Below are 26,589 nucleotides of genomic sequence, written 5' to 3'. Positions count from 1 at the left end.
CATTTTATTTAACGGAAGATCACCACTGCCGGTGGTGTCGCGTACGGCTCGATGGAAATCAGTTCCATGTCATAGCGTCCGACCTTGCGATGCAGCTCGCGCGGAATTTCCATGCTGAAGTTATACGCAGCACCATTGACCGGTGCGTAGCGGAAATTGGCATCGGCCTTGCCAGCCCACACGCATTGGACCTTGGGCTTGCAGCGTGAATCGTTGGTCGTGCTGATGTAGGTCAGGCGCGAGCCGTCGGGCAGCACGGCAGTCTGCGTGTAGCCCAGGACGGTCATCTTGCCCAGGGTCACGATGCGATCCTTGCGGACGCCCGGTGCATTGCCGGTAGCGCAGGCCGACAGCAATACAGCCATAACGGCGGTCGCGGTAGCAGTACGGATGGAGATCATGGTTTAGCCCTCAGGGATTGCAACAGCACGGTCGCGGATTCGACGCGGGCCGGCAACTCTTCGATTTCCAGTGTAATGCGAAGCTGGTTGGATCCTTCCATCCGGAAATTCGCGGATTTGCTTTGCATTAATTGAATCAGCGACAAGGTGTCAATGTTGGGTTTGTCGCTGAACACAATGCGGCCGCCGTTCGGGCCCCAGTCGATCTTGCGGATGCCCATGGGCTCGGCGAGACGACGCAGCGCGTGTGCGTGAAACAGTGTGCGCACAGGGTCGGGCAGCAAACCGAAGCGATCAATCATTTCGATCTGCAGTTCACGCAGTTGCTCGTCATCGCGAGCGGAGCTGATGCGCTTGTACAGCATCAGACGCGTATGCACGTCGGCGACATACGTTTCCGGAATCAGCGCCGGTGAATGCAGTTCCACATCGGTGCTGCGTGAAGTCAGCACGTCGTCGGCCGGCAGCTCGCCATTGCGAATCGACTGCACCGCACGCTCCAGCAGCTCGGTATACAGCGTGAAACCGATTTCGGCCATCTGGCCCGACTGATCCTCGCCGAGCAGTTCACCGGCACCGCGTATTTCCAGGTCGTGGGTAGAGAGGGCAAAGCCGGCGCCCAGTTCATCCATCGAGGCAATGGCATCCAGACGTTTGCGGGCATCGGCCGTCATTGCACGCTGTTCCGGGACCAGCAGATAGGCGAACGCACGATGATGCGAGCGACCGACCCGACCGCGCAACTGGTGCAGCTGCGCCAACCCAAACCGATCGGCGCGATTGATTACGATGGTATTGGCGTTGGGAATATCAATGCCGGATTCGATAATGGTGGTGGCCAGCAACACGTTGTGCCGCTGGTGATGGAAGTCACCCATGACCCGCTCGAGATCGCGCTCGTGCATCTGGCCATGCGCCACACCGATACGTGCCTCGGGCACCAGTTCCTGCAATTGCCGCTGCATGCGACCGATGCTCTCGACATCGTTGTGCAGAAAATACACCTGACCGCCGCGCGCCAGTTCACGCGCGAAGGCATCGCGCAGTAACTCATCATCCCAGTGGGCGATGGTGGTCTGCACGGCCATGCGATTGGCCGGTGGCGTCGCAATGATCGACAGATCGCGCAGGCCGGCCATGGCCATGTTGAGCGTGCGCGGAATCGGCGTGGCCGTTAGCGTCAGCAGATGCACGTTGGCGCGCAGGGCTTTCAATGCCTCTTTCTGGCGCACACCAAAGCGTTGCTCCTCGTCCACAATGACCAGGCCCAGATTGCGGAAGCGCACGTCGGGCGACAGCAGTTTGTGGGTGCCGACAATGATGTCCACGCTGCCGTTTTCCACGCGGGCCAGCGCTTCTTTGGTTTCCTTGGCAGACTTGAAGCGGGAGAGCACTTCGACCTTGATCGGCCAGTCGGCAAGGCGATCCTGCAGATTCTCAAAGTGCTGTTCGGCCAGCAGCGTTGTCGGCACCAGCAGTGCGACCTGGCGCCCCGCCGAAGCGGCGGCAAATGCAGCGCGCACCGCAACCTCGGTCTTGCCAAAGCCGACATCGCCACACACTACACGGTCCATGGGCTGGGACGAATCCAGATCGCGCAACACCGCTTGAATGGCGGCATGCTGGTCCGGTGTTTCTTCGAAGGCGAAGCCGGCCGCAAAGGTTTCGTACATGGCTCTGTCAACGGGCATGGACAAGCCTTCGCGCGCGTGACGCTTGGCTTGAATAGCCAGCAGCTCGGCAGCGACGTCACGGACTTTTTCAGCGGCCTTGCGGCGTGCCTTGGTCCATTGTTCGCCCCCCAGGCTATGCAGCGGCGCTGTCTCCGGCGAGGCACCCGAGTAACGGTTGATCAGATGCAGCTGAGTGACCGGCACATACAGGCGGTCGCCCTTGGCGTACTCGATCTCCAGAAACTCACCGCGAACACCGCCGGCTTCGAGAACGGTCAGTCCGCGATAGCGACCGACGCCATGATCTTCGTGCACGATGGGCGCGCCGGGTTCGAGCTCACCGAGGTCACGGATCAGTCCCTCGGGATCGCGGACCCGCTTGCCACGACGACGGATCGGTGTAATGCGATCGGGAAACAGCTGGCGCTCAGTGAGAACGGTGATGGCCGGTTGGCGGATCGAAAAACCGTCTTCGATCGGCAACACGGTGAGTGCAAACCGGTCATTGCCCGCTTGCCAGGACGACCAGTCATTGACCGTGGCCGGCGACAGGTCGGCACTGTGCAGAATATCGAGCAGTGTCTCACGGCGACCGGCACTGTCGGCAGCAATCAGCACGCGACCCGGGTAGCTGGCGAGAAAGGAGCGCAGGGCATCGCCGGTCCGGCCTTCGCGATTGCCGATGGCGAGATCAGGCGCTGCCGTCACATCGAGGGGTTTGGCCTGCTCCCATAGCGGATCCCCGTCGGCGATCACTTCGATCCGTTGCAGGGCGTTTAATCGCTGCCGCAGTGAATCCAGAGGATGGAACAGATCTGCCGGCGGCAGAATCGGACGTTCGACATCGTGGCGGCGCTGCTCATAGCGCGAAGCCACTTGCAGCAGGAAGGCCTCAGCTTGCGCGAACACGCCATCATCGAGGGCCGGCAGGCACTCGTCGGGAAAATAATCCAGTAGCGACGCGGTCTGCTCGAAAAACAGCGGCAGATAGTATTCGATGCCGGCGGGCGCATGACCATCGCGCAGATCGCGATAGAGCGCCGATCGTCGCGTATCAATGTCGAAGCGGTCACGCAGGCGATCGAGCACACGGCGGCGATTCAGATCATCGAGCGGAATCTCACGGCCGGGCAGGATCTGCAGTGTCTCGAGTCTGTCGAGCGAGCGCTGTGACTCGGGATCAAAGTGACGGATCGAATCGATCTCGTCATCGAGCAGCTCAATACGGAACGGTTGCTCGGTCCCCATCGGGTAGACATCGAGCAGACCACCGCGTACGGCAAAATCACCCGGGTCCATCACCTGCGGTACCGTGCGATAGCCCGCGGCCTCGAGACGCAGACGTTCAGCCTCCAGACTCAGGCGTTGGCCGTGACGCAAATCGAAACTGCCGCCCGCCAAAAACGATGGCGGTGCAATCCGCTGCAATAAGGTCTGTACCGGGGCGATGACGATGCCGCGGGAAAGATTCGGCAACTCGCGCAGAACCGCTAATCGCTGCGAGACCACCTGCGGGTGCGGACTGAACACGTCGTAGGGCAGGGTTTCCCAATCGGGAAAGGCCAGAATGGGCAGGTTTGCGCCGCGATCGGGATTGCTGAGGGCCAGTAAGTCGGCCTCAAGCTGATGCGCATGCGCACTGTCACGGGCGACCACCAGAACCGGACGATCCAGGCTCCCGGCAGCCTGCAGAAACTCTAGAGCCAGGCCGGTGCGAGTCGCGGGGGTGCGCCACAGGGCCCTTTTGTGGCCCTTTTGCGGCAGCGGAGGCAGAGGAAGCGATGGCATAGCCGCTTATTTTAACAAGGGAGATCGGGCAACCGCCCGCTGCAAGTTAGAATAAGCACTTTCCGATTTCAAGACAGAGGGAATGCTATGGCCGGTGGTGGTGATTCCAAGCGGGCGATTATTTTCGCCTTGGGTGCAAACTTTGCAATTGCAGTGGCCAAGGGCGTAGCCGCCTTCGTGACCGGCTCGACCGCGATGCTGGCAGAAACGGTTCACTCGCTGGCGGACTGCGGAAATCAGTTGCTGTTACTACTGGGTCTGCGCAAATCCGCGCTTCCACCGACCGATGAATATCCGCTCGGCCACGGCAAGGAAATCTATTTCTGGTCGTTTCTGGTTGCAGTGATGCTGTTTACCGTCGGCGGCATCTATTCACTGTACGAAGGCATCCACAAGCTTCAGAATCCTGAGCCTCTGCGCCAGTGGTGGTGGGCCGCCGGCGTGCTGGTGTTCGCCATCATCGCCGAATCGATTTCGATGCGCGCCTGTCTGCAGGAAGTGACCAAATCCCGCAACGGCCGCAGTATCTATCGCTGGTTCCGCGAAAGCCGTCAGGCTGAACTCGTCGTTATCTTCGGCGAAGATCTGGCCGCCCTGCTGGGTCTGATCTTTGCTCTGTTTGCCGTGCTGATGTCCGTGTTCACCGGCAACCCGATCTGGGATGCCATCGGCACGCTGATGATTGGCGTCCTGCTGATCGTGGTGGCTGTATTCGTAGCGCGTGAGGTCAAAGCCATGCTGATCGGTCAGTCGCTCGAGCCGTATCGCCAGGCCGAGATCCGCGCATTCATTGAAAAGCAGCCATCTATCAAACACGTGATCAGTCTGATCACGCTGCAGCTGGGCAATGAAGCGATGGTCTCCGTGCAAGCCGAGATGCAGGGCTTGCAGACCGCCCAGGAGCTGACTGACGAAATCAATCGCATCGAGCGCGCCATGAAGACGCAGTTCGGTGAGATTCGCTTTAGCTTCTTTGAGCCGGAAATCAGGCCGGCTGTCGGACCCAACTGACCAGCGAATCGGCGCCCGGGCCATCGGCCAGAATCGGCGCCAGTTTCGCTAGCGCCGTGCGCAACCGGGTATCCAGTTGCCACGGCGCATTGACGATGACCATGCCGCTGCCGTTCATGCGCAGCGGCGAATCGGCGGCCCGTACCAGCAGTTCCGCACGTAAGACGTTGCGGGCCGGGAGCGCTTCGCAGCGCCGCATAAAGGGTTGCAGCGAGCGTTGTAGCTTGATCGGATACCACACGGCAAAGCAGCCCAAGGGCCAACGCTCCAGTGCATCGCGCAAGGCCGCGATGATGTCGTCGAACTCGCCGAGCTGTTTCTCAAACGGCGGGTCAATCAGCACCAGGCCGCGATTGATGCGTTCCGTACCGATACGGGGCGGCAGTAAGGCACGCATGGCCGTATAGCCATCGCCATGGCGCACGGTGACGCGACGGTCGCCGGCAAAGTTCGATTGCAGGACTGCGGCTTCCTCATCGTGCAGCTCCACAAAGCCAAGCCGATCCTGGGGGCGCGTGAGATGACTGAGCAACCACGGCGAACCCGGATATACCGTCATGTCACCGGTCTGCTGGCGGGCATTGCGCACCACCTGCAAATAGTCGTGAATTAGCGGGTCAGAAGGCGCTTCGGCCAGTAAACGGCCAATGCCATCCTCGGCCTCGCCGGTTTTCTGTGCGCTGGAGCTGACCATGCTGTACAGGCCACGGCCGGCGTGCGTGTCAGCGGCGAACAGGGGTGTGTCTTTTTGCGTCAAAGCCTGCAGCAGGCCGACAACAGTCAGATGTTTCAGAACGTCGGCATGGTTGCCGGCGTGAAAGGCGTGGCGATAATTCATGGGCCCATTGTACGGGCTTAGAACAGCGTGACCCCGGGAGTCAGCCACAAGGTTAACGATGCCAGGCTCATGCCGATGGCAGTGGCAGCCAGTACATCGGACGGGTAATGCAGGCCGAGCACGACGCGGGACAGGGCCACGCTCACCGAAAACGGCACCAGAATCAGCGCCAGCAGCGGGAAATAAGCGCAGGCAATGATCGTAAAGCCCACCGCGTGCAGCGTATGACCGGAGGGGAAGGAGAATTCGTCGAGCGGGGCGACCCAGGCCTGAATGCGGCCATCGGCAGCGAACGGTCGCGGGCGACGAGTCCAGCGCTTCAGGACTTTATACAGAATCAGTGACACGGCGCCCAACACTGCCATGTGCAATGCAGCCTGGACTCCGCGGCCGCCGCCAAACACAAACAGCGTCGCCATGAGTCCGTACCAGGCCGGACCATCGCCCCAACGCGAGACGGTGGCAAAGTAGCGGCGTGAGCGTTCGAGGTAGCCGGCACGGTTGGCGCTCACGCACCATTCGTGTTCGCGACGGACCCAGCCGCTATGCCAATGCAATTTTTGCATCATGATCCCCTCGGACGGCCAAACCGCACAACATGGAATCCAGGTCGGCAGCGACCTGTTCGGGTCGCAGCTTTTCCATGGCTTGTCGGGCGGCCAGCCCCATTGCCGGCCGCCGTGTGTCATCCAGACCCAGACGCACTACGGCGTCGGTAAAGCCGTTCTCGTCATCAACCGGCAGGACTTCGCCGTGAATGCGGTGGCGCAGGAATTCATGCGCGGAACCGTAATCGAACGCGATGGTCGGAACGCCGCTGGCCATCGCTTCGAGGGTGACGTTGCCAAAGGTTTCCGAGCGCGAGGGGAAGACAAACAGATCGCAACTGGCCAAGGCCGTCGCCAGCTCCGTGCCGCGCAAGGTACCGGTGAAGATAAAGTCGGGATTTTCGGCTTCGATCTCGGCGCGCTTGGGGCCGTCGCCTATCCAGATGTAGCGCGCATCGGGACGTTGCATCTGCAGCGCGCGAAACGCATTGATGGCCAACTGAAGATTTTTTTCCGCAGCAATACGGCCCAGATAGACCACAGCGAGATCGTGGCGACCCAAGCCCCATTGCGTGCGCAGCGACGCATCGCGACGTTGCGGTGTGAAGCGGTTACAGTCGACAGCGCGTGGCAGGCAATCTACGCCTTCGAACCCTAGCTCCTGCAATTCACGTTGCAGCTCGCGAGTCGGAACCAAGGTGCGGGCCGCGCGATTATGGAATCGCCGCATCCATGAGACCGCAGCCGGACGCAGAAAGCCGACGCCGTAATCGCGCATGTATTCGTCAAACCGCGTATGAAAGCCGGTGACTGCAGGGATGCCCAGGATCTTGGCCGCCTTCAATGCGCTCCAGCCCAGCGGGCCTTCGGTCGCGACGTAGACGGCATCGGGGCGCTCGAACTTCCACAGTTTCAGAAGGCGACCGGTTGAAGGCAGTCCGAACCGTAACTGCGGATACTTTGGCACCGGCAAACTCGGCACCGTCAGCAGATGCGCCGCAGGGGTCACGCTTTCGGCGAGTGCGGCGGCTTCATCGCGCTGTTTAGGGCGAATCAGCTGCACTTCATGGCCGCGCTGACGCAGACCTTGCTCGAGGCTCTGCACCGTCAGGGCAACGCCGTTGATTTCGGGCGGATAGGTTTCGCTGATCAGTGCGTAGCGCATCGGCTTGGACTCCATATGAGCATAGCCTGGCAAGCGCAGATGAACTGATCGTGGCAGTCGCGTGTCAGTTCCGTGACGGTAGGGTGCCGGTGTTCTTACACCGCGGTAATTTCGAGTCGCATGCCTAGCGCTTCGATGTCCTTGATTTCATCGGTCAGGTCCGAGCGCAGTAGCGGCCGGTCGGCGTACCAGCCGGCATCGAGCTGCAGGTGCAACACGTTGCCTGAGGCGCGCAGGTCCAGGCGGGGAATCACCGTATCCGTATGTCCGCGCTGAAACAGCACGGCCAGTCGCAGCAGAGCAGAGCAGCGACGCGCAGCGGGGACCAGTCGATCGGGCAGCGCATCGAAGGCATTCTTGGCGACCTTGCGGCGATGGGTGGCGACCAGACTAGCAAGGAACTGCTGCTGCTGGCGCGAGAAGCCCTCGATATCGGCATTCTCCAGCACGTATGCACCGTGCGTGTGGTAGCCGCTGTGCGCGATCCCCAGGCCAATCTCGTGCAGTCGCACCGCGCGCTCGAGCAGTACGCGGTCATCAGCGTCCAGGCCCCAACTGCCGGCGACCTGATCAAATAAACGCAGGACAGTGGCCTGCACGCGTTCGACTTGCGCATGATCGACGGTAAAGCGGGTCATCAGCGCATCCACAGCGCCGTCGCGCGGGTCCTGGTGGCTGCCGCGTTCCAGCATGTCGTACAGAACGCCCTCGCGCAGGGCCGCCTTGGAGACGATCATGCGCTGCAGACCTAAAGTGCGGAAGGCCGCTTCGACAATCAGCAGTCCGCCGGCAATCACCGGACGACGGTCATCACTCAGGCCCGGCAAGTCGATTTCATCGATGCTGTCTGCGAGGAGCAGGCGATCACGGAACGCCGGCAGCGCATCAGCCGTGATGGCGCCCTTGGTGAGATTCATGTTCTGGCAGATTTTGCCGATGGCCTTGATCGTGCCGGAGGAGCCGATGGCTTCTTCCCAGCCCAGATCACGGTAGACACCTGCAAACTGCTGGAATTCGGCGGCGACATCATCGAGGGCTTCACGGTATTTTTTACGCGACAGTTTGCCGTTGGCGAAAAAACGTTTGGTCGAAGCGACACAGCCCAGCTGTACCGACTCGCGCTCGAGCGGCTCGTAACCGTTACCGATGATGCATTCCGTCGAGCCACCGCCAATGTCCATTACCAGCCGCAGCTGGCCGTCTTTGGGTGGCTGCGCATGAGCCACACCCAGATAGACCAGGCGCGCTTCTTCGCGGCCGGCAATCACTTCGACAGGGTGGCCTAAGGCTTTTTCCGCACGGGCAAGAAATGCGGCAGGTTCGGCCAGACGGCGCACCGTGTTGGTGGCAACTGCCCGGACCTGTGATGGAGGGATATCCCGTAACCGTTGGCCAAAGCGACCAAGGCAGTCCAGAGCACGGCGGCGCGCATCGTCGGAAAGGTTGCCTTTGCGATCCAGACCCTCGGCCATGCGAACCGTCTCGCGAATGCGATCGAGCAGCTGCAGCTGACCCATCTGGTAGCGCGCCACCACCATGTGGAAACTGTTGGAGCCGAGGTCAATCGCGGCGAGCTGGTCGCCGTCCTTGAGAGGGAGTCTTGCGCTATGCAACGTGGCGGTCATTCGCGCATTCTAAACGCCGGCCACGCCTGCTGTCACGCGGAATGACCTGCTGCGGTCTGCGCCAGCAGGGACATCTGTGCTGAGAACGGTTGCTCGCCGGGTTCGACTTCGACGCGGGTATAGGTGCCGTCCGGCAGCAACTCGTAGGCGTTCTGATTGTCGCGCAGATAATTTTCGAGCGATTCCTCGTAGACGCGGCGGGCCAGAATCGGATCGAGAATAGGGAAGGCCGTCTCCACACGCCGCAGCAGATTGCGCTCCAGCCAGTCGGCGGAGGAGCAGTAGATCTCCGAATCGCCATCGTTCCGGAACCAGTACACGCGGTGGTGCTCCAGGAACCGCCCGACAATCGAACGCACGCGAATATTCTCGGAGATACCTTGGATGCCGGGCTGCAGTGTGCAGGCACCACGAACGATCAGATCGATCTGAACCCCGGCTTGTGAGGCAGCGTAGAGCGCCCGAATGACCTTCGTCTCGTTCAGTGCATTCATCTTGGCGATAAGGCGCGCAGGACGCCCGGCCCTGGCGTGCTCGGCCTCGCGTTCAATGCGCTCGATCAGCCCGGAGTGCAGACTGAACGGCGACTGCAGCAGACGATGGAGCTGGATCGCCGGGGCCAGACCCGACAACTGCTGGAATATCAGATGCACATCGCGGCCAATATCCGGGTTGGCAGTGATAAGTCCGAAGTCGGTGTACACGCGGGCGGTGCCGGAGTGGTAGTTACCGGTTCCCAAATGCACGTAGCGACGCAGCTGATTTGCTTCGCGGCGCACGATCAGCATCATCTTTGCGTGGGTTTTATAGCCGACGACGCCGTAGACGACCTGTACTCCGGCCTCCTGCAGACGATCGGCAAAGTCAAGGTTCGCTTCTTCATCAAAGCGGGCGCGCAGTTCGACTACGACGGTCACATCCTTACCGTTACGTGCGGCCTGGATCAGATGATCAACGATCGGTGAGCCTTTGCCGGCGCGATACAGCGTCTGCTTGATCGCCAGTACATCGGGATCCACGGAGGCCTGCCGCAGCAGCTCGATCACCGTCGAGAACGAGTCGTACGGGTGGTGCAGCAGAATGTCGCGATCGCGCACATGGTGGAACAGGTCGTCGCCGATCTCCATCTTGCGCGAATTGAAATCGCCGTACAGCAAGTCCGGACGTTGCGCGAGATCAATTACCTGCGAGACGCGATTGAGATTTACAGGACCATTGATGCGGTACACCGCATTTTCCGTCAGCTCGAAATTCTCCAGCAGCGTCCCGACGATCTCGTCCGGGCACGCTTCGTCGATCTCGAGACGTACGGCGCGCAGGTAGCCGCGGCGGGCCAGTTCGTCACGCAGGGCAATCGCAATGTCTTCGACTTCTTCTTCGTCAACGAACAGTTCGGAGTTGCGGGTTACGCGGAACTGATAGGCACCGTTTACCGTCATGCCGGGGAACAGGTCACTGACATACTGCGACAGAATTGACGACAGAAACACAAAGTCGCTCTTGCCGCCGGACACCGATTCCGGAATGCGGATAATGCGCGGCAGGGAACGCGGTGCCCGCACAATCGCAAGACCGCCTTCGCGTCCGAAGGCATCGCGGCCCTCGACCAGTACGACCAGATTGAGTGACTTGTTGAGAATCTTGGGGAAGGGATGTGCCGGATCCAGACCCAGTGGCGACAGTACCGGCATGACTTCGTCGTTGAAATAGGTGCGCAGCCAGTCCGCCGTGGCAGCATCCCAGTCGCGCGATTTGAGTACACGGATTCCCTCGGCAGCCAGAGCCGGTGCGAGCACGTCCTGCCAGCAGCTGTACTGCGCACGCACGAGCTTGGCCGATTCGTCGTGCACCGCATCCAGAACCTCCTGCGGCGTGCGGCCATCAGGACCCGGCACTTGAACCATGCCGATCTTTCGGGTCAGATTGCCGGCGCGGATCTCAAAGAATTCGTCGAGATTGGTGCAGGAAATGCACAGGAATCGCAGGCGTTCCAGCAGCGGGATGCGCTTGTCCAGAGCCTGATCGAGGACGCGGGCATTAAAGCTGATCTGCGACAGCTCGCGATTGGCAAAGAGCGGGGCGATGTCAGCGGGAGCAGGGTTGTTCATGAGGTTCCGTCGGCGACGACTGCCGTGTTGTCCATGGGGGTGTGGTGCGCGAGTTGGGTTGCAGCATCCAATACCGAAGAGGGGCCGAAGATACACGAGAACGTGCTGCCGAGTCCGACTTCGGAACTGATTTCCAGATGCGCATCGTGCAGATTCAGAATGTGCTTGGCGATGGCCAGACCCAAGCCGGTACCGCCGCTAGTGCGTGAACGCGAATTGGAAACGCGGTAAAAGCGTTCGGTCAGACGCGGCAAATGACTGGGGGGAATGCCGAAACCGGTATCCGCGACGCTAAGCACAGCGCCACCGTCGCCGGTACGATACCAGCGCACGATAATGCGACCATCAGTCGGTGTATAGCGAATCGCATTGCTGACCAGGTTCGAGAATGCAGAATGCAGTTCCTGCGCCGAGCCAAGCACGTCGACGTCGGTCAGGCCTTCGACCAGAATGGTGTGACGACCTTGGCTCAGGCCCTCGGCATCGGCCCGTAAGGTGTTGAGCATTCCGTGCATATCCACACGATTGCGCTCAATTGTGATGCCTTGGGCCTCGAGGCGGGACAGGGTCAGCAGATCCTCAACCAGATTGCTCATGCGATCTGACTGGCGGCTCATCTCGGCCAGCACCGGGGCGAGGTCGGGATAGTCTTCGGCATCGAGCATGTCCAGATAGCCGTGTATCACGGTCAGTGGCGTGCGCAGTTCGTGCGAGACGTTGGCTACAAAATCCCGGCGCATTTCCTCGAGACGGACCAGTCGGCTGACATCGCGCGCCACCAGCATCCACAGATCCTTGGAGTAGGGAATCAGACGAATGCTCAATGTCATGTCGGAATTTACCGGCGATCGCACTTCGCGCGGCTCACTCGCAGTGCCTTCTTCGAGCATTTGCCGCAGGGGTAGAGATGGGAGTGAGGTCGTGACGTTGTGGTCAATGTCCTCGGGATAGCGCAAACCCAGTAGCGGTTGTGCGGCCTGATTGAACCAGATCAGCTGTTGCGTCTTGCGATCGACAATCAGCAGTGCGTCGGGCAGGGCTGCACCGGTTGCCCGATAGGCGCGCAGCATCTGTACCAGACGCTTCTTGCCGTGACGGGTTTCGGATTGGCCGCGATACAGCATGCGATCCAGTTCGTGCCAGATGCCCTCGCGCACTTTGGGTGGCACGCGGCGACGAGCACTCAGGCGGGTCAGCAACGCGCGCAGTCGCCAGTAATGCCACAGGATGACGCCGAGCAATGAGACGGACAGCGCCTGCCACGGATAGCCGACGGCATAGCCCACGGCGGTTGCCACCACCACCAGCAGAGCCAGCTCCAGCAGCGTACGATTCCAGGCCAGGCGCAAACGGATAGGCATTAAAGTCGACCCGTTTATCCGATCGGCGATGCGGAGAACCGATACCCCGCGCCACGCACGGTCTGGATCATGTCTTCAGCACCGAACGGCGTTAGCGTCTTCCGCAGGCGGCGGATGTGGACGTCGACGGTCCGCTCTTCGACATAGACGTTGCCACCCCAGATGTGATCCAGCAGTTGCGAACGCGAGTACACGCGCTCCGCATGCGTCATGAAAAAGTGCAGCAGGCGATATTCGGTCGGGCCGATCTGCAGCTGCTGATCGCCGGCGTACACGCGGTGACCGGCACCGTCGATGCGTAGACGGCCTACCTCGACACTGCCATCGGGTTCGTCATCGCGGCTACGACGCAGGACTGCCCGGATCCGTGCCAGCAGCTCGCGGGCCGAGAAGGGCTTGACCACGTAGTCGTCGACGCCGGCCTCCAGACCGTTAACGCGGTCGTTCTCCTCGCCGCGGGCCGTCAGCATGATGATCGGTACATCGCGAGTGATCTGGTCTTTGCGCCAACGGCGCGCCAACTCAATGCCGCTGGTGCCGGGCAGCATCCAATCGAGCAGGATCAGGTCGGGAACACGGTCGGCGACGGCGGCTTGCGCCTCGCGGGCATCGGCAGCGAGCACCGGTTCGTATTCCCCTTTACGAACAGCAAAGGCCACCATGTCACGGATGGCAGCCTCGTCTTCAACAATCAGAATGCGTTTTTGCACTGGTCAATACCGGCAACTCTAGGTGCCAGTATAAGACTACAGTTTCGTGACAGAGGTATGACAGCGCCGTTCAGCGTATGGAGGTGGGTCAGAACCCGTCCGGATCCTGCTTGCGACCGTGCAGGTCGGGGTCCTCGAGCCCCTGGCGCCGCAGTTCCAGCACCATCGGTTTGATTTCGGCGATGCGGGCATCGGCTCGGGCGCGGGCATAGTAGTCCAGATCGGTGCGCCGTTTGATCGTCTCGTACTGCACCAGTGCCTGTTCGGTCAGGCCTCGCACATAGGCATTCTCGGCGAAGGCCAGGCCGGCACGGACCTCATCTCCTGCTGCCTGATAGGCTCGAGCCAGGCTCAACCAGTACATCGGATCATCAGGCAGCTTGTCCTCGAGCGGCCGCAAGACCTGCAGAGCCTGCTGGGCTGAGGCCTTGTTCTGCCGATTGGTCAGCGAGTCGGCATAGGTCAGACTCACGGCCCGATCGCCCGGATATTCACGCAGAAGTTGCAGGTAAATGGCATCGCCGCCGCCGGTCTGACCCGAGCGACTAAGGCTTTCCGCCTCGGCCATGCGAATCCACAAATTGCCGGCGTTAACGCCGGCGAGTCCCCGCAGCAATTCCATGCTTTGCGCTATATTTGCGCCGCCTTGGGCACGCATGAGCGCCACCGCCTTGCCGTAGCGCTGCGCATCGGTCAGCGCGCCACGCTTTTCGATGGCCTGATATTCACGCAGCGAGCTGCCGGGTTGTTCCTCACTCAGAACCCGCAAACGTTCCTTGGCGAAGGCAAAGTCGCCACCGCGCGGCCCCGAACTCGCGCTCGCGGCCGCGGTGGCTGCGGCCATAGCGGTACTGCTGACCCTCAAACTGCTGGGCAGCAGAGAGTTGGTGTTGCCGATGCCTGCACCAATCGGAGCGCCCGTTTTCAGTTTTGCGGGGTCGGCCATGTATTGCTGGGCCAGTGCACGGGCATCGGAGATCCGGTTGGTGGTGACCGGGTGGGTCATCAGATATTCGGGCGGCTCTTCGCCGTAATAGTTGGCAGAGTTGGCGCGCATGCGATTTTGCAGTGTCGCAAAGAACTCGGCCATCGCGTTGGCGTTATATCCGCTGCGGATCAGTGTCTGCATACCAATGCGATCGGCCTCCTGCTCGCCCGAACGGGTGTAGTTGATCTGTCGCTGCTGCGCCAGTCCCATCGCGCCGGTCATGATGGCCATGGCGGCATTGCCCGAGCTGTTGCCGCCGGCCTGAGCGGCCGCAATGGCGCCCAGCATGGCCAGCAACACCGGCAGCTGATCGCGTTGCGAGCGCTCTACCGAGCGCAACACATGGTCTTGTGTGACGTGCGCGACTTCGTGTCCGAGCACTGAGGCCACTTCGTCCTCATTCTGCGCCGCCAGCACCAGGCCGGAGTTGACGCCGATATAGCCGCCGAGTGTGGCAAACGCGTTGATCTGCCGATCGCGCAGCAGAAAGAAGCGGAAGGAATCGGCCGGACGCGCACTGTGCTTGCCCAGATTGGCACCCGTGCCGGACAACCAGCGGTCCAGCATCGGGTCGTCGAGGACCAGGTTGTAGTGCCGCATCTGCGCCAGCATCATGCTGCCGTATTCGACGCGTTTGGCGGGCGTCAGTAGCTGCGCCGCCGAGGAACCCATCTCCGGCAACTTGCGGTCCTCTACCGACCACGTCTGCGCAGTTGCTGCGCCGGTGGCCAGAGTAAGGGCTAAAACGAGAACGGTCTGTCGCAACACTGAAACGCTAATCCGTCAATAATCAATTGAGATTGGATAATTCGACCATACTTCGGGTAGGTAAGTTCAAACCGCAGGTAACCGCCCCATGAGTAACGCCAAGCCCGAAATCCGTATGTACACCACTGCCGTGTGCCCTTATTGCAACATGGCCAAGACCTTTCTGAAGTCGCAAGGCTATGAAATCGGCAGCGAAATCCGCGTCGATCAGGATCCCGCCGCCCGTGAGCGCATGGTCGAAATCACCAAACGCACCTCGGTTCCGCAGATCTTTATCGGTGACCGTCATGTGGGTGGCTATGACGACATGATGGCCCTGCATCGCGCCGGCGAGCTGATGCCGCTGCTGAACGGTGAGTCGCAGTGAAGCCCTGTTCGGATCACGCAGAAGGCGCAGCTACGGCCGACACTTCGGACCGCGTTGCGGAGTTCACCAAATACCGTCAGCGCATGAATGAGCGCATCCTGGCCGAGCCCAATCAGGTCGTGCGGCGCTTTTTCGCGCTGGATACGCAGACCTATCAGGCCGGCGCTCTTGATGTGAAAACCAAGGAAATGCTCGGTCTGGCCGCGTCCATGGTCCTGCGTTGCGATGACTGCATCAGCTATCACGTGGCCCAGTGCAAGGAAGCAGGCGTGACTCGCGATGAAATGTTCGAAGTGTTCAGCGTCGGTCTGGTGGTGGGCGGTTCGATCGTCATTCCCCATCTGCGCCGCGCTGTGGATTTTCTCGACCAGCTCGAAGGTGAAACCGCCTAATCAGGCGGCTTTCAGCGGATTCGTGGCATAATATTCGGCTAACTTTTTAGAATCAGGAGCGACAATGACCCAGACGATTTCTGTCATCCGCGGCGATGGCATCGGCCCCGAAATCATGGACGCGACGCTCAAGGTGCTGGACACCATGAACCTGGGTCTGCAGTACGAATTTGTCGATGCCGGTCTGGCCGCGCTCGAATCCTCGGGCGAGCTGATTCCGCAAACCACCTTGGATTCGATTGCCCGCAACAAGATCGCACTCAAGTCGCCGCTGACCACACCGGTCGGTGAGGGCTTCACCTCGATCAACGTGACGCTGCGCAAAAAGTTCGACCTGTACGCCAACGTGCGTCCGGCCAAGTCCTTCCCCAATACCAAGTCGCGTTTCCCGACCGGTGTCGATCTGATTACCATTCGTGAGAACACCGAGGGTCTGTACATTGGCGATGGCCAGACGGTCTCCGCAGACGGTGAGATCGCCACCTCCACCTCGCGTGTAACGCACAAGGGTGCCGAGCGCGTCGTGCGTTATGCGTTCGAGCTGGCCAAGCGTACCGGTCGCAGAAAAGTGACCATCGTGCACAAGGCCAACATCCTCAAGTCGACTTCGGGTCTGTTCCTTAAGACCGCTCGCGAAGTGGCCGCCGCTTATCCGGAAATCGAATGCAACGAAATGATCGTGGACAACACCTGCATGCAGTTGGTGATGCGTCCGGAACAGTTCGATGTGATCGTTACCACCAACCTGTTCGGCGACATCCTGTCCGATCTTTGCGCCGGTCTCGTCGGCGGTCTGGGCCTGGCTCCGGGCGCCAACATCGGTGATGACACCGCTATCTTCGAAGCCGTCCACGGCTCGGCTCCCGATATCGCCGGCAAGGGCATTGCCAATCCGTGCGCATTGCTGCTGGCTGCCGCACAGATGCTCGATCATCTCGGATTGCCTGATCGTGCCACCGCCTTGCGCGAAGCCATCGTGCACACGCTCGAGGCCAAGGACAACCTGACGCCGGACCTGGGCGGCACCGGCACCACGCAGTCCTTTGCCGAGGCGATTGCTAAGCGCCTGGTGTAAAGTCGGCGTTATTGACAGCCTGTGCGGGCCCCGTCATAATGGTCAACCTTTCGAGGCACGGCGTGCCATGAAAGAGCCGGCGGGGCTTAGCGCAGTCTGGTAGCGCATCTGGTTTGGGACCAGAGGGTCGGGGGTTCGAATCCCTCAGCCCCGACCATTTTTACTCCAGGCGCCCGTAGCTCAACCGGATAGAGCACAGGCCTTCTAAGCCTGGGGTTGCAGGTTCGATTCCTGCCGGGCGCGCCACTCGATTAAAAGTGTTCCAATGGTGGCTGTAGCTCAGTTGGTTAGAGCTCCGGATTGTGATTCCGGAGGTCGGGGGTTCGAGTCCCCTCAGCCACCCCATTTTTTTTGCGCAAATGATGCAAAGCACCGCAACATTTGTTACAATTTCAATACGGGCCGTTAGCTCAGCTGGTAGAGCAGTTGACTCTTAATCAATTGGTCCAAGGTTCGAATCCTTGACGGCCCACCAAATTCTCCTGTTGTGTGTATAACACTGAGCTCGGCAAACGCCGGGCTCTTTTTTTGCCTGCAGTTCGATAAAACGCCTGAAAATAGGCGGTAGTTCTGGCCGCTTTGGTCCAACTGTGGCAGAATGTCGGGTTCCAAAAAGCGGATGTGGCGGAATTGGTAGACGCCCTGGTTTTAGGTACCAGTGTCGCAAGACGTGTGGGTTCGAGTCCCTCCATTCGCACCAGTTTTCATTCACCCCGGTGCTGTTTCCGACAGCAGCGGGTATTCGGAGCACTACATGCAAGTCTCAGTTGAATCGCAAGGTAATCTCGGTCGCAAGCTGATCCTCGATCTGCCGGCTGACCGTCTCAATTCGCTGGTCGATACCCGTCTTAAGGATCTGCAGCGCAATGCAAACATCAAGGGTTTCCGTCCGGGCAAAGTCCCCGCCAGCGTGATCCAAAAGCGCTTTGGCGATCAGGTCCGCGGCGAAGCCATCGACGGTCTGCTGCGTGAGGGTCTGGGCGGCGCCATTCGTGACAACGATTTCCGTCTGGCCGGTAATCCGAGTGTTGAACCGGTCGAGGGCAATGACCTGCAATACGTTGCACACGTCGAACTGATGCCCGATTTCGGTGATCTCGATGTGTCCACGCTCGATGTGACCCGTCACACCGCTGAAATTAAAGACGCTGACATTGACAACATGATCAGCAATCTGCAGCTGCAACGCCGCACCTGGAATCCGGTTGAGCGTGGCGCGCAAGATGGCGATCTGATCGGTTTCGAATCGTACAGCACGGTCGATGGCGAACGCGTGCCGGCAGAGGGCGTTGAGCGCAATGCCACTGCTATCGGTTCCGGCGTGGTTCTGCCGCAGCTCGAAGAGGGCTTCAAGGGCATGAAGGTCGGCGAGCAAAAGACCATCACCGTTGATTTCCCGGCCGACTGGCGTGTTGAACTGTTCGCCGGCAAGTCCGTCGAAATCCATGTCGATGTCAAGGAAGTCAGCGAACCGGTCATGCCGGAAGTCGATGCAGCCTTCATCCGTAGTTTCGGTGTAGCCAGCGGCGATGCCGATCAGTTCCGCACTGAAATTCGCAGCAACCTTGAGCGTGAACTCAAGGGTGCCCTGATGCAGCGTCTGCGTCGTTCGGTCGGTGAGCAACTCATCGCCAAGTACGAGTCGGCTGAGATGCCGCCGCGTCTGGTCGAGCAGGAAGCACGGGCCATGGTCGCGCAAGTTGCCGAGCAGGCACGTCAGCAAGGTCAGCAATATCCGTTGGACCAGGATACCCATCTGGGCTTCCTCGATACCGCTCGCAAGCGCGTGCTGGTTGGTCTGGTGGTCGGCGAAATTGCCCGCAAGAACGATCTGCGCCTCGACTCGGCCCGCGTCAACGAGACCATCAATCTGATTGCGTCCACGTACGAGGATCCGCAGCAAGTGATCAACCTGTACCGTCAGGATCGCAACCTGTTTGAATCGGTGCAGAACCGCGTAATGGAAGAACAAGTGTTTGACTGGATCGCCGGTCAAGCTCGTCAGAACGAGGTGGCGCTGGACTTTGCCGACGCCATCCGCCCTGAATAAACACCGGGCGTAGCGTTGAATAACGCCGGTTCCGTCATTCGGAGCCGGCGTTTTTGCTTGCTTTTTGACACATCTATCCCCAGATTAGAAACATTGCAACCGAACCAGGCCTTCGTAATGGAAAATGCACCTCACGCTCTGAACCTGATCCCCATGGTGGTGGAGCAAACCGCCCGCGGCGAACGCTCGTACGACATCTACTCGCGACTGCTCAAAGAGCGCGTCATTTTCCTGGTTGGTCCTATTGATGACCACGTGGCTAATGTCGTGATCGCCCAGATGCTGTTCCTTGAGGCCGAGAACCCCGAAAAGGACATCAGCCTGTATATCAATTCGCCGGGTGGCCTGGTGACTGCCGGTTTGGGCATCTACGACACGATGCAGTACATCAAGCCCGATGTCAGCACGATCTGTGTCGGTCAGGCGGCCAGCATGGGTGCGCTGTTACTGGCAGCGGGCGCAGCAGGTAAGCGGTATTCACTGCCGAATTCACGCGTCATGATTCACCAGCCCTTGGGCGGCTTCCAGGGCCAGGCGACGGATATTGATATTCATGCCCGTGAAATCCTGTCGCTCAAGACCCGTCTGAACGAAATTCTGGCCAGGCACACCGGTCAGTCGTTGGAGACCATTGCGCACGATACCGAGCGCGATAACTTCAAGTCGGCCGATGCGGCACGTGATTACGGCCTGGTGGACCAAGTGCTGGAGCGCCGCCCCGAAGACTCGATTCAGGCCGGTTAATCTGCTGATGTGTCTGCAAGACCCAATTTTCGCTAGTATCAAGTTATACGGCGCGTGCGGCGCGCCGGTTCAGGAAGCAACATGAACGACGACACCAATTCCCGCGGCGACAGCAACAAAGTTCTGTACTGCTCCTTCTGCGGTAAAAATCAGCACGAGGTTCGCAAGCTAATTGCCGGCCCTAGTGTCTATATTTGCGATGAGTGTGTCGATCTGTGTAACGACATCATCAGCGAAGAGCTCGAGGAGAAATCGACAGCGACTCGCACGCAGCTGCCCAAGCCGCGCGAGATTCTGGAAACGCTCGATCAGTACGTCATCGGTCAGCAGCGCGCCAAGCGCACGTTGGCGGTCGCTGTGTACAACCATTACAAGCGTATGGAGTCGCGTCAGCGCAACGATGACGTCGAGCTCTCCAAATCCAACATCCTGATGGTCGGTCCGACCGGTTCGGGCAAGACGTTGCTGGCCGAAACGCTGGCCCGTCTGCTCAATGTGCCGTTCACCATGGCCGATGCCACCACGCTGACCGAGGCCGGTTACGTCGGCGAAGATGTCGAGAACATCATCCAGAAGCTGCTGCAGAAATGCGACTACGATGTCGAGAAGGCGCAGCAGGGCATTGTATACATTGACGAGATTGACAAGATTTCGCGCAAGTCCGACAACCCGTCCATCACGCGCGATGTGTCGGGTGAGGGCGTACAGCAGGCGCTGCTCAAGCTAATCGAGGGCACGGTCGCCTCGGTGCCGCCCCAGGGCGGTCGGAAGCATCCGCAGCAGGAGTTCCTGCAGGTGGATACGCGCAACATCCTGTTTATCGTGGGTGGCGCGTTTGCCGGTCTGGAAAAGGTCATCCAGGCCCGATCGACCGAGGCCGGCAGTATCGGCTTCGGTGCCAAGGTCAAATCGAGCGAGCGTAAGGTAGATACCGGCAAGATCCTGACGCAAGTGGAGCCCGAAGATCTGATCAAGTTCGGCCTGATTCCCGAATTCATCGGTCGTCTGCCGGTGATTGCAACGCTCGAAGAGCTCGACGAAACCGCACTCATCGAGATCCTGACCGAGCCGCGCAATGCCATCACCAAACAATTCCGCAAGTTGTTCGACATGGAAAACGTCGAGCTGGAATTCCGGCCCGAGGCGCTGACAGCCATCGCCCGCAAGGCGCTCAAGCGCAAGACGGGTGCTCGCGGTCTGCGTACCATCGTCGAGAACATCCTGCTTGACACCATGTTCGATCTGCCGTCGCTGGAGAACGTGCGTAAGGTAGTGGTCGATGAGTCCGTAGTCGAGCACGGCACCCCGCCGTACCTGATTTATGACAATTCCAAGCAACCGGCAGCTGACGCCGGTTGAGTCCGAGTCAGGCTCCGCCAATTGCAGGGCGCCGTATCCGAAAGGGTGCGGCGTTTTGCGTTGCGGGCCGCTGAATGAATCCCGGCGATCGCTTGAGTTTGTACCGCGCTGACCCTATACACTGAGATAGTGCGGCGACTTGTTCGCCCAATCGCAATCCCCGGAGACCACATGGCCAAGGCCAAGAGCAAATCCACCCCAGAATCCGCAGCGTCCGATCGTTTGCCGGTACTGCCCCTGCGCGACGTTGTCGTGTTCCCGTATATGGTTATTCCGTTGTTCGTCGGCCGCGACAAGTCCATTCGGGCTTTAGAGGCTGCCATGAATTCCGACAGCAAGTGCATCTTGCTGGTTGCGCAGAAAACGGCCGAGACTGATGACCCGAGCGGAGACGATTTGCATGCTGTCGGCACCGTCGCCACGGTGTTGCAAATGCTCAAGCTGCCCGATGGCACCATCAAGGTGCTGGTCGAGGGTCTGGAGCGCGCATCCATCTCCGATGTTGCTGAGACCGAAGGCGCACTGGTCGGCAAAGGCGTGGAGATCAACAGCACGGCCGATCGCGATCCGCGCGAGCTCGAGGCCGTGGCGCGCACCTTGCTCAATTCGTTCGAGCAGTATGTCAAGACCAACCGCAAGTTGCCTGCAGAACTGATGCAGACCTTACAGGCCATCGACGATCCTTCGCGTCTGGCCGATACGGCTGCCGCAAATCTCGGCGTGCGGCTGATCGACAAGCAGAAGCTGCTGGAAACTCCCGGCATCGCTGCGCGGATCGAAAGCATGATCGGTCTGGTGGACGGCGAGATTGATGTCCAGCAGCTCGAAAAGCGCATTCGCGGTCGCGTCAAATCGCAGATGGAAAAATCGCAGCGTGAGTACTATCTCAACGAGCAGATGAAGGCCATCCAGAAGGAACTGGGCGAATACGACGATGCACCCAACGACATCGAAGAGCTGACCCGCAAGATCGCCGAAGCCGGAATGCCGAAGGTGGTCGAGAGCAAGGCCAAGTCCGAGCTCGGCAAACTCAAGCAAATGTCGCCGATGTCCGCCGAAGCGGCTGTTGTGCGCAACTATCTCGATTGGCTGGTCGGTGTCCCGTGGTCCAAGCGCAGCAAGGTCAGTAAAGATCTCAAGGCCGCCCAGGACGTACTCGACGCTGATCACTTCGGTCTCGAGAAGGTCAAGGATCGCATCCTCGAATATCTGGCCGTGCAAACGCGCGTCAAGCAAATGAAGGGTCCGATCCTGTGTCTGGTCGGGCCGCCGGGTGTCGGTAAGACCTCGTTGGGTCAGAGCATTGCCAAGGCTACCAACCGCAAGTTCGTGCGCATGGCACTGGGCGGCGTTCGTGACGAATCGGAAATCCGCGGACACCGTCGGACTTATGTCGGTTCCATGCCGGGTCGCATCGTGCAGAACCTCAACAAGGCAGGCACCCGCAATCCGCTGTTTGTGCTCGACGAAATCGACAAGATGGCCAATGACTTCCGTGGCGATCCTGCGGCCGCCTTGCTCGAAGTGCTCGATCCCGAACAGAACCACGCCTTTAACGATCACTACCTTGAGGTGGATCTCGATCTGTCCGAGGTGATGTTCATTGCAACTTCGAACTCAATGAACATTCCTGGTCCGCTGCTGGACCGCATGGAAGTGATTCGCATCCCGGGCTACACCGAAGAAGAGAAACTCAACATCGCGTCGCGCTATCTGCTGCCCAAGCAGATCGCCGCCAACGGTCTGCGTGATGAGGAAATCCGCATTACCGACGAAGCACTGCGCGAAGTCGTACGCTACTACACGCGCGAATCGGGTGTGCGTTCGCTCGAACGTGAAATCGCCAAGATCGCCCGTAAGGTCGTCAAGCAGATTGCGTTGGCCGGTCCGGTCAAAAGCAAGGTCAAGGGCAAGGTCGTCAAGCCCAAGCCTGTAACGGTCACTCCCGACAACATCGAACAGTTCCTGGGCGTGCGTCGCTTTGATTTCGGCCGTGCCGAAGAAGAGAACGAAGTGGGTCTGGTCACCGGCCTGGCCTGGACCGAAGTGGGCGGCGACCTGCTGCAGATCGAGACGACTCAGATGATGGGCAAGGGCGGAGTGACGCTAACGGGTCAGCTCGGCAGCGTCATGAAGGAATCGGCCTCGGCCGCCATGTCGGTGGTGCGTGCACGCGCAGATCGACTTGGCATCGCCCAGGATCAGTTCCAGAAGTACGATGTGCACATTCACGTGCCCGAAGGGGCCACGCCTAAAGACGGTCCTTCTGCAGGTATCGCAATGGCCACCGCACTGGTGTCCATGTATACCAAGGTCCCCGTGCGTGCCGATGTGGCCATGACAGGTGAAATTACCCTTCGTGGTCGAGTCCTTCCGATCGGCGGTCTGAAGGAAAAGCTGCTCGCAGCGCTCCGTGGCGGCATTAAGACCGTCATCATCCCGCAGGAGAATGCAAAAGACCTGGTCGATATGCCCAAGTCCGTGAACGAAGGCCTGAGCATTCATCCCGTCAAATACATTGACGAAGTGCTCGACATTGCACTTGAACGTCCTGTCGGTCCGCCCAAAAAAGCCCGCAAGGCGGTGCGCAAAACGGTTGCCGCAAAGAACGTTCGCAAGCGTGCGGCGGCTAAGCGTCCGGCGACGGGATCCCGATCCCGTCACTAAGATGTTGCGGCGGTGTCAATAGACAGTGAAAAGGCCTGATTTTCAGGCCTTTTTGCTTGCAGTGCCCCACAGTCGCTGGTATAACTTAGGCATTCGGGTGGTATTTGTGCCACCGGATTCGAGCGTGACCTGACGTCGCGCATCAATGAAATAATCTTTCAACACAGCGGACAATGTTCGCGCAGGAGCCCTTCACAATGAATAAGACTGATTTCGTCGCAGCCGTTGCCGACGCCGCCGAGATTTCCAAGACCGATGCCGCCAAGGCCGTTGACGCAATGATTGACGTGATCACCAAGACCCTGCAAAAGAAAGAGGCCGTGACGTTGGTTGGCTTCGGTACTTTCCAGGTGCGTGAACGTGCAGCCCGCGTTGGCCGCAATCCGCAAACCAAGGCCGAAATTCAAATTCCGGCCTCGAACAATCCGGCGTTCAAGGCTGGTAAGGCACTCAAGGACGCTGTAAACTAAGCGCCTGCCCGGAGCATCAATTCCACAGCGCGCCGGCATCCGAAAGGGGGCCGGCGTGTTTGTTCTGATACCGGACATGCGGGCTTAGCTCAGCGGTAGAGCGTCTCCTTTACACGGAGAGGGTCGGGGGTTCGATCCCCTCAGCCCGCACCAAATAAAAAACTTAGGAACAATGTAAAAAAGTTTTCCTAAGGGCTTTACAAATGCCAGATCCTTTGGCAGAATAGTCAACCTTACCTGATGGCAACATTGTCAGGCGCGCGGAGTGGTAGTTCAGTTGGTTAGAATGCTGGCCTGTCACGCCGGAGGTCGCGGGTTCGAGTCCCGTCCACTCCGCCATTTATTCTGCAAGCCCCGCTCTTCGTAGCGGGGCTTGTTTTTTTGTGCTCGCGGGTCCGGGGCGAAGGTGCGCTAAAATGACCGATTCGTTCATCGGACTGTGCGCTTCCACATGCTGCAATTTTTGCGAGATAAATCCACGGGTTGGTTCGCGACCGTCATCCTCGGTCTGCTAATCGTTCCGTTTGCCATCTTTGGTATTGACCAGTACAACGTCGGCGGCGGCTCCACTGCTGTCGCCCGTATTGATACGCCGCCATCCTACTGGCCCGGCGCCCCTAAGTTCTGGCCGGTCAGCATGCTGTACGATCATGCCGAAATCTCTCAGGACGAGTTCCGCTCGCGTCTGGAGCGTGAGCGTCAGGCACAACGTGAAGCCGAGGGCGAGGCCTTCGATGCCATCGCATTTGACAGTGCTGAAAACAAGCGTGAAATTCTGGAGCGCATGATCGATGAGAAGATCGGTGCGCTCAGTGCGACTGCTGCCGGCATGGGTATCAGCGACGGTCAGGTGCAAAAGGAAATCATGACGATCCCGGCCTTTATCGGTGCCGACGGTAAGTTCGATTCCAATGCGTACATCATGGGCCTGCGAACATTGAGTCCGCCGCAGACGCCGCGTCAGTTTGAGCAGGTGATCCGTGACAACCTGCAGGAACGTCTGCTGACCGAGCAGCTGGCGACGAGTTCGTTCGTCACGCCCAAGGAGCTCGACAATCTCCTCAAGCTCAGCGGTGAGACTCGCGATGCAGCACTGATTGCCGTGCCGACAGTTGCCGATACTGCAGCTGTTACTGATGCCGAAATCAAGACCTGGTACGACACTCACAAAGGTCAGCTGCAGGCACCGGAGAGCGTCAATCTCGAATACGTGATTATAGACGCGGCCAAGTTGCCGCCGCCGGCACCGGTAACCGAAGCGCAGATCCGCGCCCAGTACGACAAGGACATTGCCAAGTACACCGGTACTGAAACGCGCGAAGCGTCGCACATTCTGGTGAACCTGCCGGCCAACGCCGGCAAGGACCAGCAGGACGAAGCCAAGCGCAAGATTGATGCGATCTATGCCGAGGTGACGGCGGCAGGTGCTGACTTTGCCGCAGTGGCTAAGGCAAAGTCCGAAGACACGGGTTCTAAGGCGCAGGGCGGTAGCTTGGGTGCCGTAGGCAAGGGCACCATGCCGGCCGCATTTGATACGGCTCTGTTCTCGATGACTGCTGCCGGCATCTCCAAGCCGGTCAAGACCGACTTCGGCTGGCACGTCATTCAGCTGCGCAAGATCAACGCCTCCAACGCGCGTTCGTTCGAGCAGGTAAAGGCCGAGATTGCTGCTGAGCTCCATAAGGCCAACGCTGCACGTAACCTCAACACGGTCACCGGTAAGGTGCTCGATGCGGTGTACAGCAATCCGCAGGATCTGAAGACACCCGCCACAGCCAACGGTCTAACTGTGGTAACGGCGGGTCCGCTGTTGCGCTCCTCCAACGAGGGCGTATTTGCCACTCCGGCGGTCAAGCGCGAAGCCTTTAAGGAATCGCTGATCAAGGACAAGGCTGTCGGTGATCCGATTGATCTGTCGCCCACCCAGAAGATGCTGCTGCGAGTCACCGCACACCAGCCGGCGGCGACGTTGCCTCTGGCTAAGGTGCGCGACGAGATCATCGCGCAAGTGCGTCTTGAGCGCGCCAACAAGGTCGCTATGACCAAGGCGAATGCCATCATGGCCAAGATCAAGGCCGGTTCGCCGGTCGCCGGCGCAACTGCCGGTTTGCCGATGCGCGTTCTGAACGGCGTGCCGCGTCAGGCGCAAGGTCTGGACTCCAAGATGTCCGAGGCGATTTTTGCGATTCCGGCGTCGGCTAAGGGCGCCGCAGCAGTCAAGGTGTTTACCTTGACCAACGGTCAGCCGATGCTGGTGGAATTGCGCAAGGTCACACCGGGTGATACCTCGCAGTACACTCCGGCCATGCGTAATCAGCTGCTGCAGCAGTTCGGTATGGGGCGCGGCATCGAAGAGGTGCGTAGCTTCATTCGTGCCAAGCGCAGTCACGTTAAGGTGACGGTGTTTGACCGCAATCTCTGAGCTTGATTCGAACGAAACAGAAAAGGCGACCCGAGGGTCGCCTTTTTTGTACCGGTCGG

The 26,589-nt window shown here is 59.7% G+C and carries 20 protein-coding genes and 7 tRNA genes; 17 read left to right on the top strand and 10 right to left on the bottom strand.

The window, feature by feature from the left end; translation table 11 throughout:
* Window positions 1-8: 8 nt before the first annotated feature.
* On the bottom strand, window positions 9-401 hold the full coding sequence (locus tag V3390_RS09910; protein ID WP_331704293.1) for a hypothetical protein: 393 nt from the start codon (window positions 399-401) through the stop codon (window positions 9-11).
* Window positions 398-3,862 (bottom strand): transcription-repair coupling factor, encoded by a 3,465-nt coding sequence (mfd, locus tag V3390_RS09905; protein WP_331704292.1) that lies wholly within the window; start codon window positions 3,860-3,862, stop codon window positions 398-400. Before mfd ends, V3390_RS09910 begins: the two co-directional genes overlap by 4 nt.
* An 87-nt stretch (window positions 3,863-3,949) precedes the next feature.
* On the opposite strand from mfd, the gene V3390_RS09900 reads away from it, so the two are divergent.
* Window positions 3,950-4,873 carry a cation diffusion facilitator family transporter gene (locus V3390_RS09900; protein ID WP_331704291.1) on the top strand — a complete coding sequence of 308 codons (924 nt, stop codon included), beginning with the start codon at window positions 3,950-3,952 and terminating at the stop codon, window positions 4,871-4,873.
* On the opposite strand, the gene V3390_RS09895 is transcribed toward V3390_RS09900, so the two are convergent.
* The 8 genes from V3390_RS09895 to V3390_RS09860 all read right to left on the bottom strand — a co-directional run bounded on the left by V3390_RS09895 (window position 4,848) and on the right by V3390_RS09860 (window position 14,981).
* Entirely contained in the window at window positions 4,848-5,711 is an 864-nt protein-coding gene (locus V3390_RS09895; RefSeq protein ID WP_331689865.1) for a 23S rRNA (adenine(2030)-N(6))-methyltransferase RlmJ, read from the bottom strand. The genes V3390_RS09900 and V3390_RS09895 overlap by 26 nt on opposite strands.
* A gap of 17 nt (window positions 5,712-5,728) precedes the next feature.
* Window positions 5,729-6,277, bottom strand: a complete 549-nt coding sequence (locus V3390_RS09890) for a phosphatase PAP2 family protein (RefSeq protein ID WP_425493051.1) — start codon at window positions 6,275-6,277, stop codon at window positions 5,729-5,731.
* Window positions 6,255-7,424 carry a glycosyltransferase family 4 protein gene (locus tag V3390_RS09885; protein WP_331704289.1) on the bottom strand — a complete coding sequence of 390 codons (1,170 nt, stop codon included), beginning with the start codon at window positions 7,422-7,424 and terminating at the stop codon, window positions 6,255-6,257. The genes V3390_RS09890 and V3390_RS09885 overlap by 23 nt, the downstream gene beginning before the upstream one ends.
* A gap of 95 nt (window positions 7,425-7,519) precedes the next feature.
* Complete coding sequence (gene ppx, locus V3390_RS09880) at window positions 7,520-9,049, bottom strand: exopolyphosphatase (RefSeq protein WP_331704288.1); 1,530 nt, start codon at window positions 9,047-9,049, stop codon at window positions 7,520-7,522.
* Between the two features lie 32 nt (window positions 9,050-9,081).
* Window positions 9,082-11,157, bottom strand: a complete 2,076-nt coding sequence (gene ppk1 / locus V3390_RS09875; protein WP_331704287.1) for a polyphosphate kinase 1 — start codon at window positions 11,155-11,157, stop codon at window positions 9,082-9,084.
* The gene (phoR, locus tag V3390_RS09870) at window positions 11,154-12,518 is read right to left on the bottom strand and encodes a phosphate regulon sensor histidine kinase PhoR (protein ID WP_331704286.1); all 1,365 of its coding nucleotides are present in this window, start codon (window positions 12,516-12,518) and stop codon (window positions 11,154-11,156) included. The genes ppk1 and phoR overlap by 4 nt, the downstream gene beginning before the upstream one ends.
* Window positions 12,519-12,532: 14 nt before the next feature.
* Window positions 12,533-13,228: a phosphate regulon transcriptional regulator PhoB gene (phoB, locus tag V3390_RS09865; RefSeq protein WP_331704285.1), complete on the bottom strand. Its 696-nt coding sequence runs from the start codon at window positions 13,226-13,228 to the stop codon at window positions 12,533-12,535.
* A gap of 88 nt (window positions 13,229-13,316) precedes the next feature.
* On the bottom strand, window positions 13,317-14,981 hold the full coding sequence (locus tag V3390_RS09860; protein ID WP_425493050.1) for a M48 family metalloprotease: 1,665 nt from the start codon (window positions 14,979-14,981) through the stop codon (window positions 13,317-13,319).
* A 91-nt stretch (window positions 14,982-15,072) separates the two neighbouring features.
* On the opposite strand from V3390_RS09860, the gene grxC reads away from it, so the two are divergent.
* From grxC to V3390_RS09780, 16 genes are all read left to right on the top strand, one after another.
* The gene (gene grxC / locus V3390_RS09855; RefSeq protein WP_331689873.1) at window positions 15,073-15,351 is read left to right on the top strand and encodes a glutaredoxin 3; all 279 of its coding nucleotides are present in this window, start codon (window positions 15,073-15,075) and stop codon (window positions 15,349-15,351) included.
* Complete coding sequence (locus tag V3390_RS09850) at window positions 15,348-15,743, top strand: carboxymuconolactone decarboxylase family protein (RefSeq protein ID WP_331704283.1); 396 nt, start codon at window positions 15,348-15,350, stop codon at window positions 15,741-15,743. Before grxC ends, V3390_RS09850 begins: the two co-directional genes overlap by 4 nt.
* A gap of 64 nt (window positions 15,744-15,807) precedes the next feature.
* Window positions 15,808-16,818 carry an isocitrate dehydrogenase gene (locus V3390_RS09845; RefSeq protein WP_331704282.1) on the top strand — a complete coding sequence of 337 codons (1,011 nt, stop codon included), beginning with the start codon at window positions 15,808-15,810 and terminating at the stop codon, window positions 16,816-16,818.
* A gap of 80 nt (window positions 16,819-16,898) precedes the next feature.
* A tRNA-Pro gene (locus tag V3390_RS09840) sits at window positions 16,899-16,975 on the top strand.
* Window positions 16,976-16,987: 12 nt separating this feature from the next.
* Window positions 16,988-17,064, top strand: a tRNA-Arg gene (locus V3390_RS09835).
* A gap of 22 nt (window positions 17,065-17,086) precedes the next feature.
* Window positions 17,087-17,163, top strand: a tRNA-His gene (locus V3390_RS09830).
* A gap of 54 nt (window positions 17,164-17,217) precedes the next feature.
* Window positions 17,218-17,293 (top strand) — tRNA-Lys (locus V3390_RS09825).
* Between the two features lie 140 nt (window positions 17,294-17,433).
* Window positions 17,434-17,518, top strand: a tRNA-Leu gene (locus V3390_RS09820).
* A gap of 54 nt (window positions 17,519-17,572) precedes the next feature.
* Complete coding sequence (gene tig, locus V3390_RS09815) at window positions 17,573-18,868, top strand: trigger factor (RefSeq protein ID WP_331689875.1); 1,296 nt, start codon at window positions 17,573-17,575, stop codon at window positions 18,866-18,868.
* Window positions 18,869-18,985: 117 nt separating this feature from the next.
* Complete coding sequence (gene clpP, locus V3390_RS09810; RefSeq protein ID WP_331689876.1) at window positions 18,986-19,612, top strand: ATP-dependent Clp endopeptidase proteolytic subunit ClpP; 627 nt, start codon at window positions 18,986-18,988, stop codon at window positions 19,610-19,612.
* Between the two features lie 81 nt (window positions 19,613-19,693).
* Entirely contained in the window at window positions 19,694-20,971 is a 1,278-nt protein-coding gene (clpX, locus tag V3390_RS09805; protein WP_331704281.1) for an ATP-dependent Clp protease ATP-binding subunit ClpX, read from the top strand.
* A gap of 171 nt (window positions 20,972-21,142) precedes the next feature.
* Entirely contained in the window at window positions 21,143-23,638 is a 2,496-nt protein-coding gene (lon, locus tag V3390_RS09800) for an endopeptidase La (RefSeq protein ID WP_331704280.1), read from the top strand.
* A gap of 197 nt (window positions 23,639-23,835) precedes the next feature.
* Window positions 23,836-24,108 (top strand): HU family DNA-binding protein, encoded by a 273-nt coding sequence (locus tag V3390_RS09795; RefSeq protein WP_331689879.1) that lies wholly within the window; start codon window positions 23,836-23,838, stop codon window positions 24,106-24,108.
* Between the two features lie 78 nt (window positions 24,109-24,186).
* Window positions 24,187-24,261, top strand: a tRNA-Val gene (locus V3390_RS09790).
* Between the two features lie 109 nt (window positions 24,262-24,370).
* Window positions 24,371-24,447: transfer RNA gene (locus tag V3390_RS09785), tRNA-Asp, on the top strand.
* A 112-nt stretch (window positions 24,448-24,559) separates the two neighbouring features.
* A complete protein-coding gene (locus V3390_RS09780; RefSeq protein WP_331704279.1) occupies window positions 24,560-26,530 on the top strand; it encodes a SurA N-terminal domain-containing protein in 1,971 nt (656 codons plus the stop codon).
* Window positions 26,531-26,589: the final 59 nt, after the last annotated feature.

Source organism: Aquilutibacter rugosus (assembly GCF_036541335.1).
Taxonomy (GTDB): Bacteria; Pseudomonadota; Gammaproteobacteria; order Xanthomonadales; family Xanthomonadaceae; genus Aquilutibacter; species Aquilutibacter rugosus.
The sequence above is the reverse complement of the archived record's forward strand: the minus strand, read 5'-3'. Positions and strand labels throughout refer to the sequence as shown.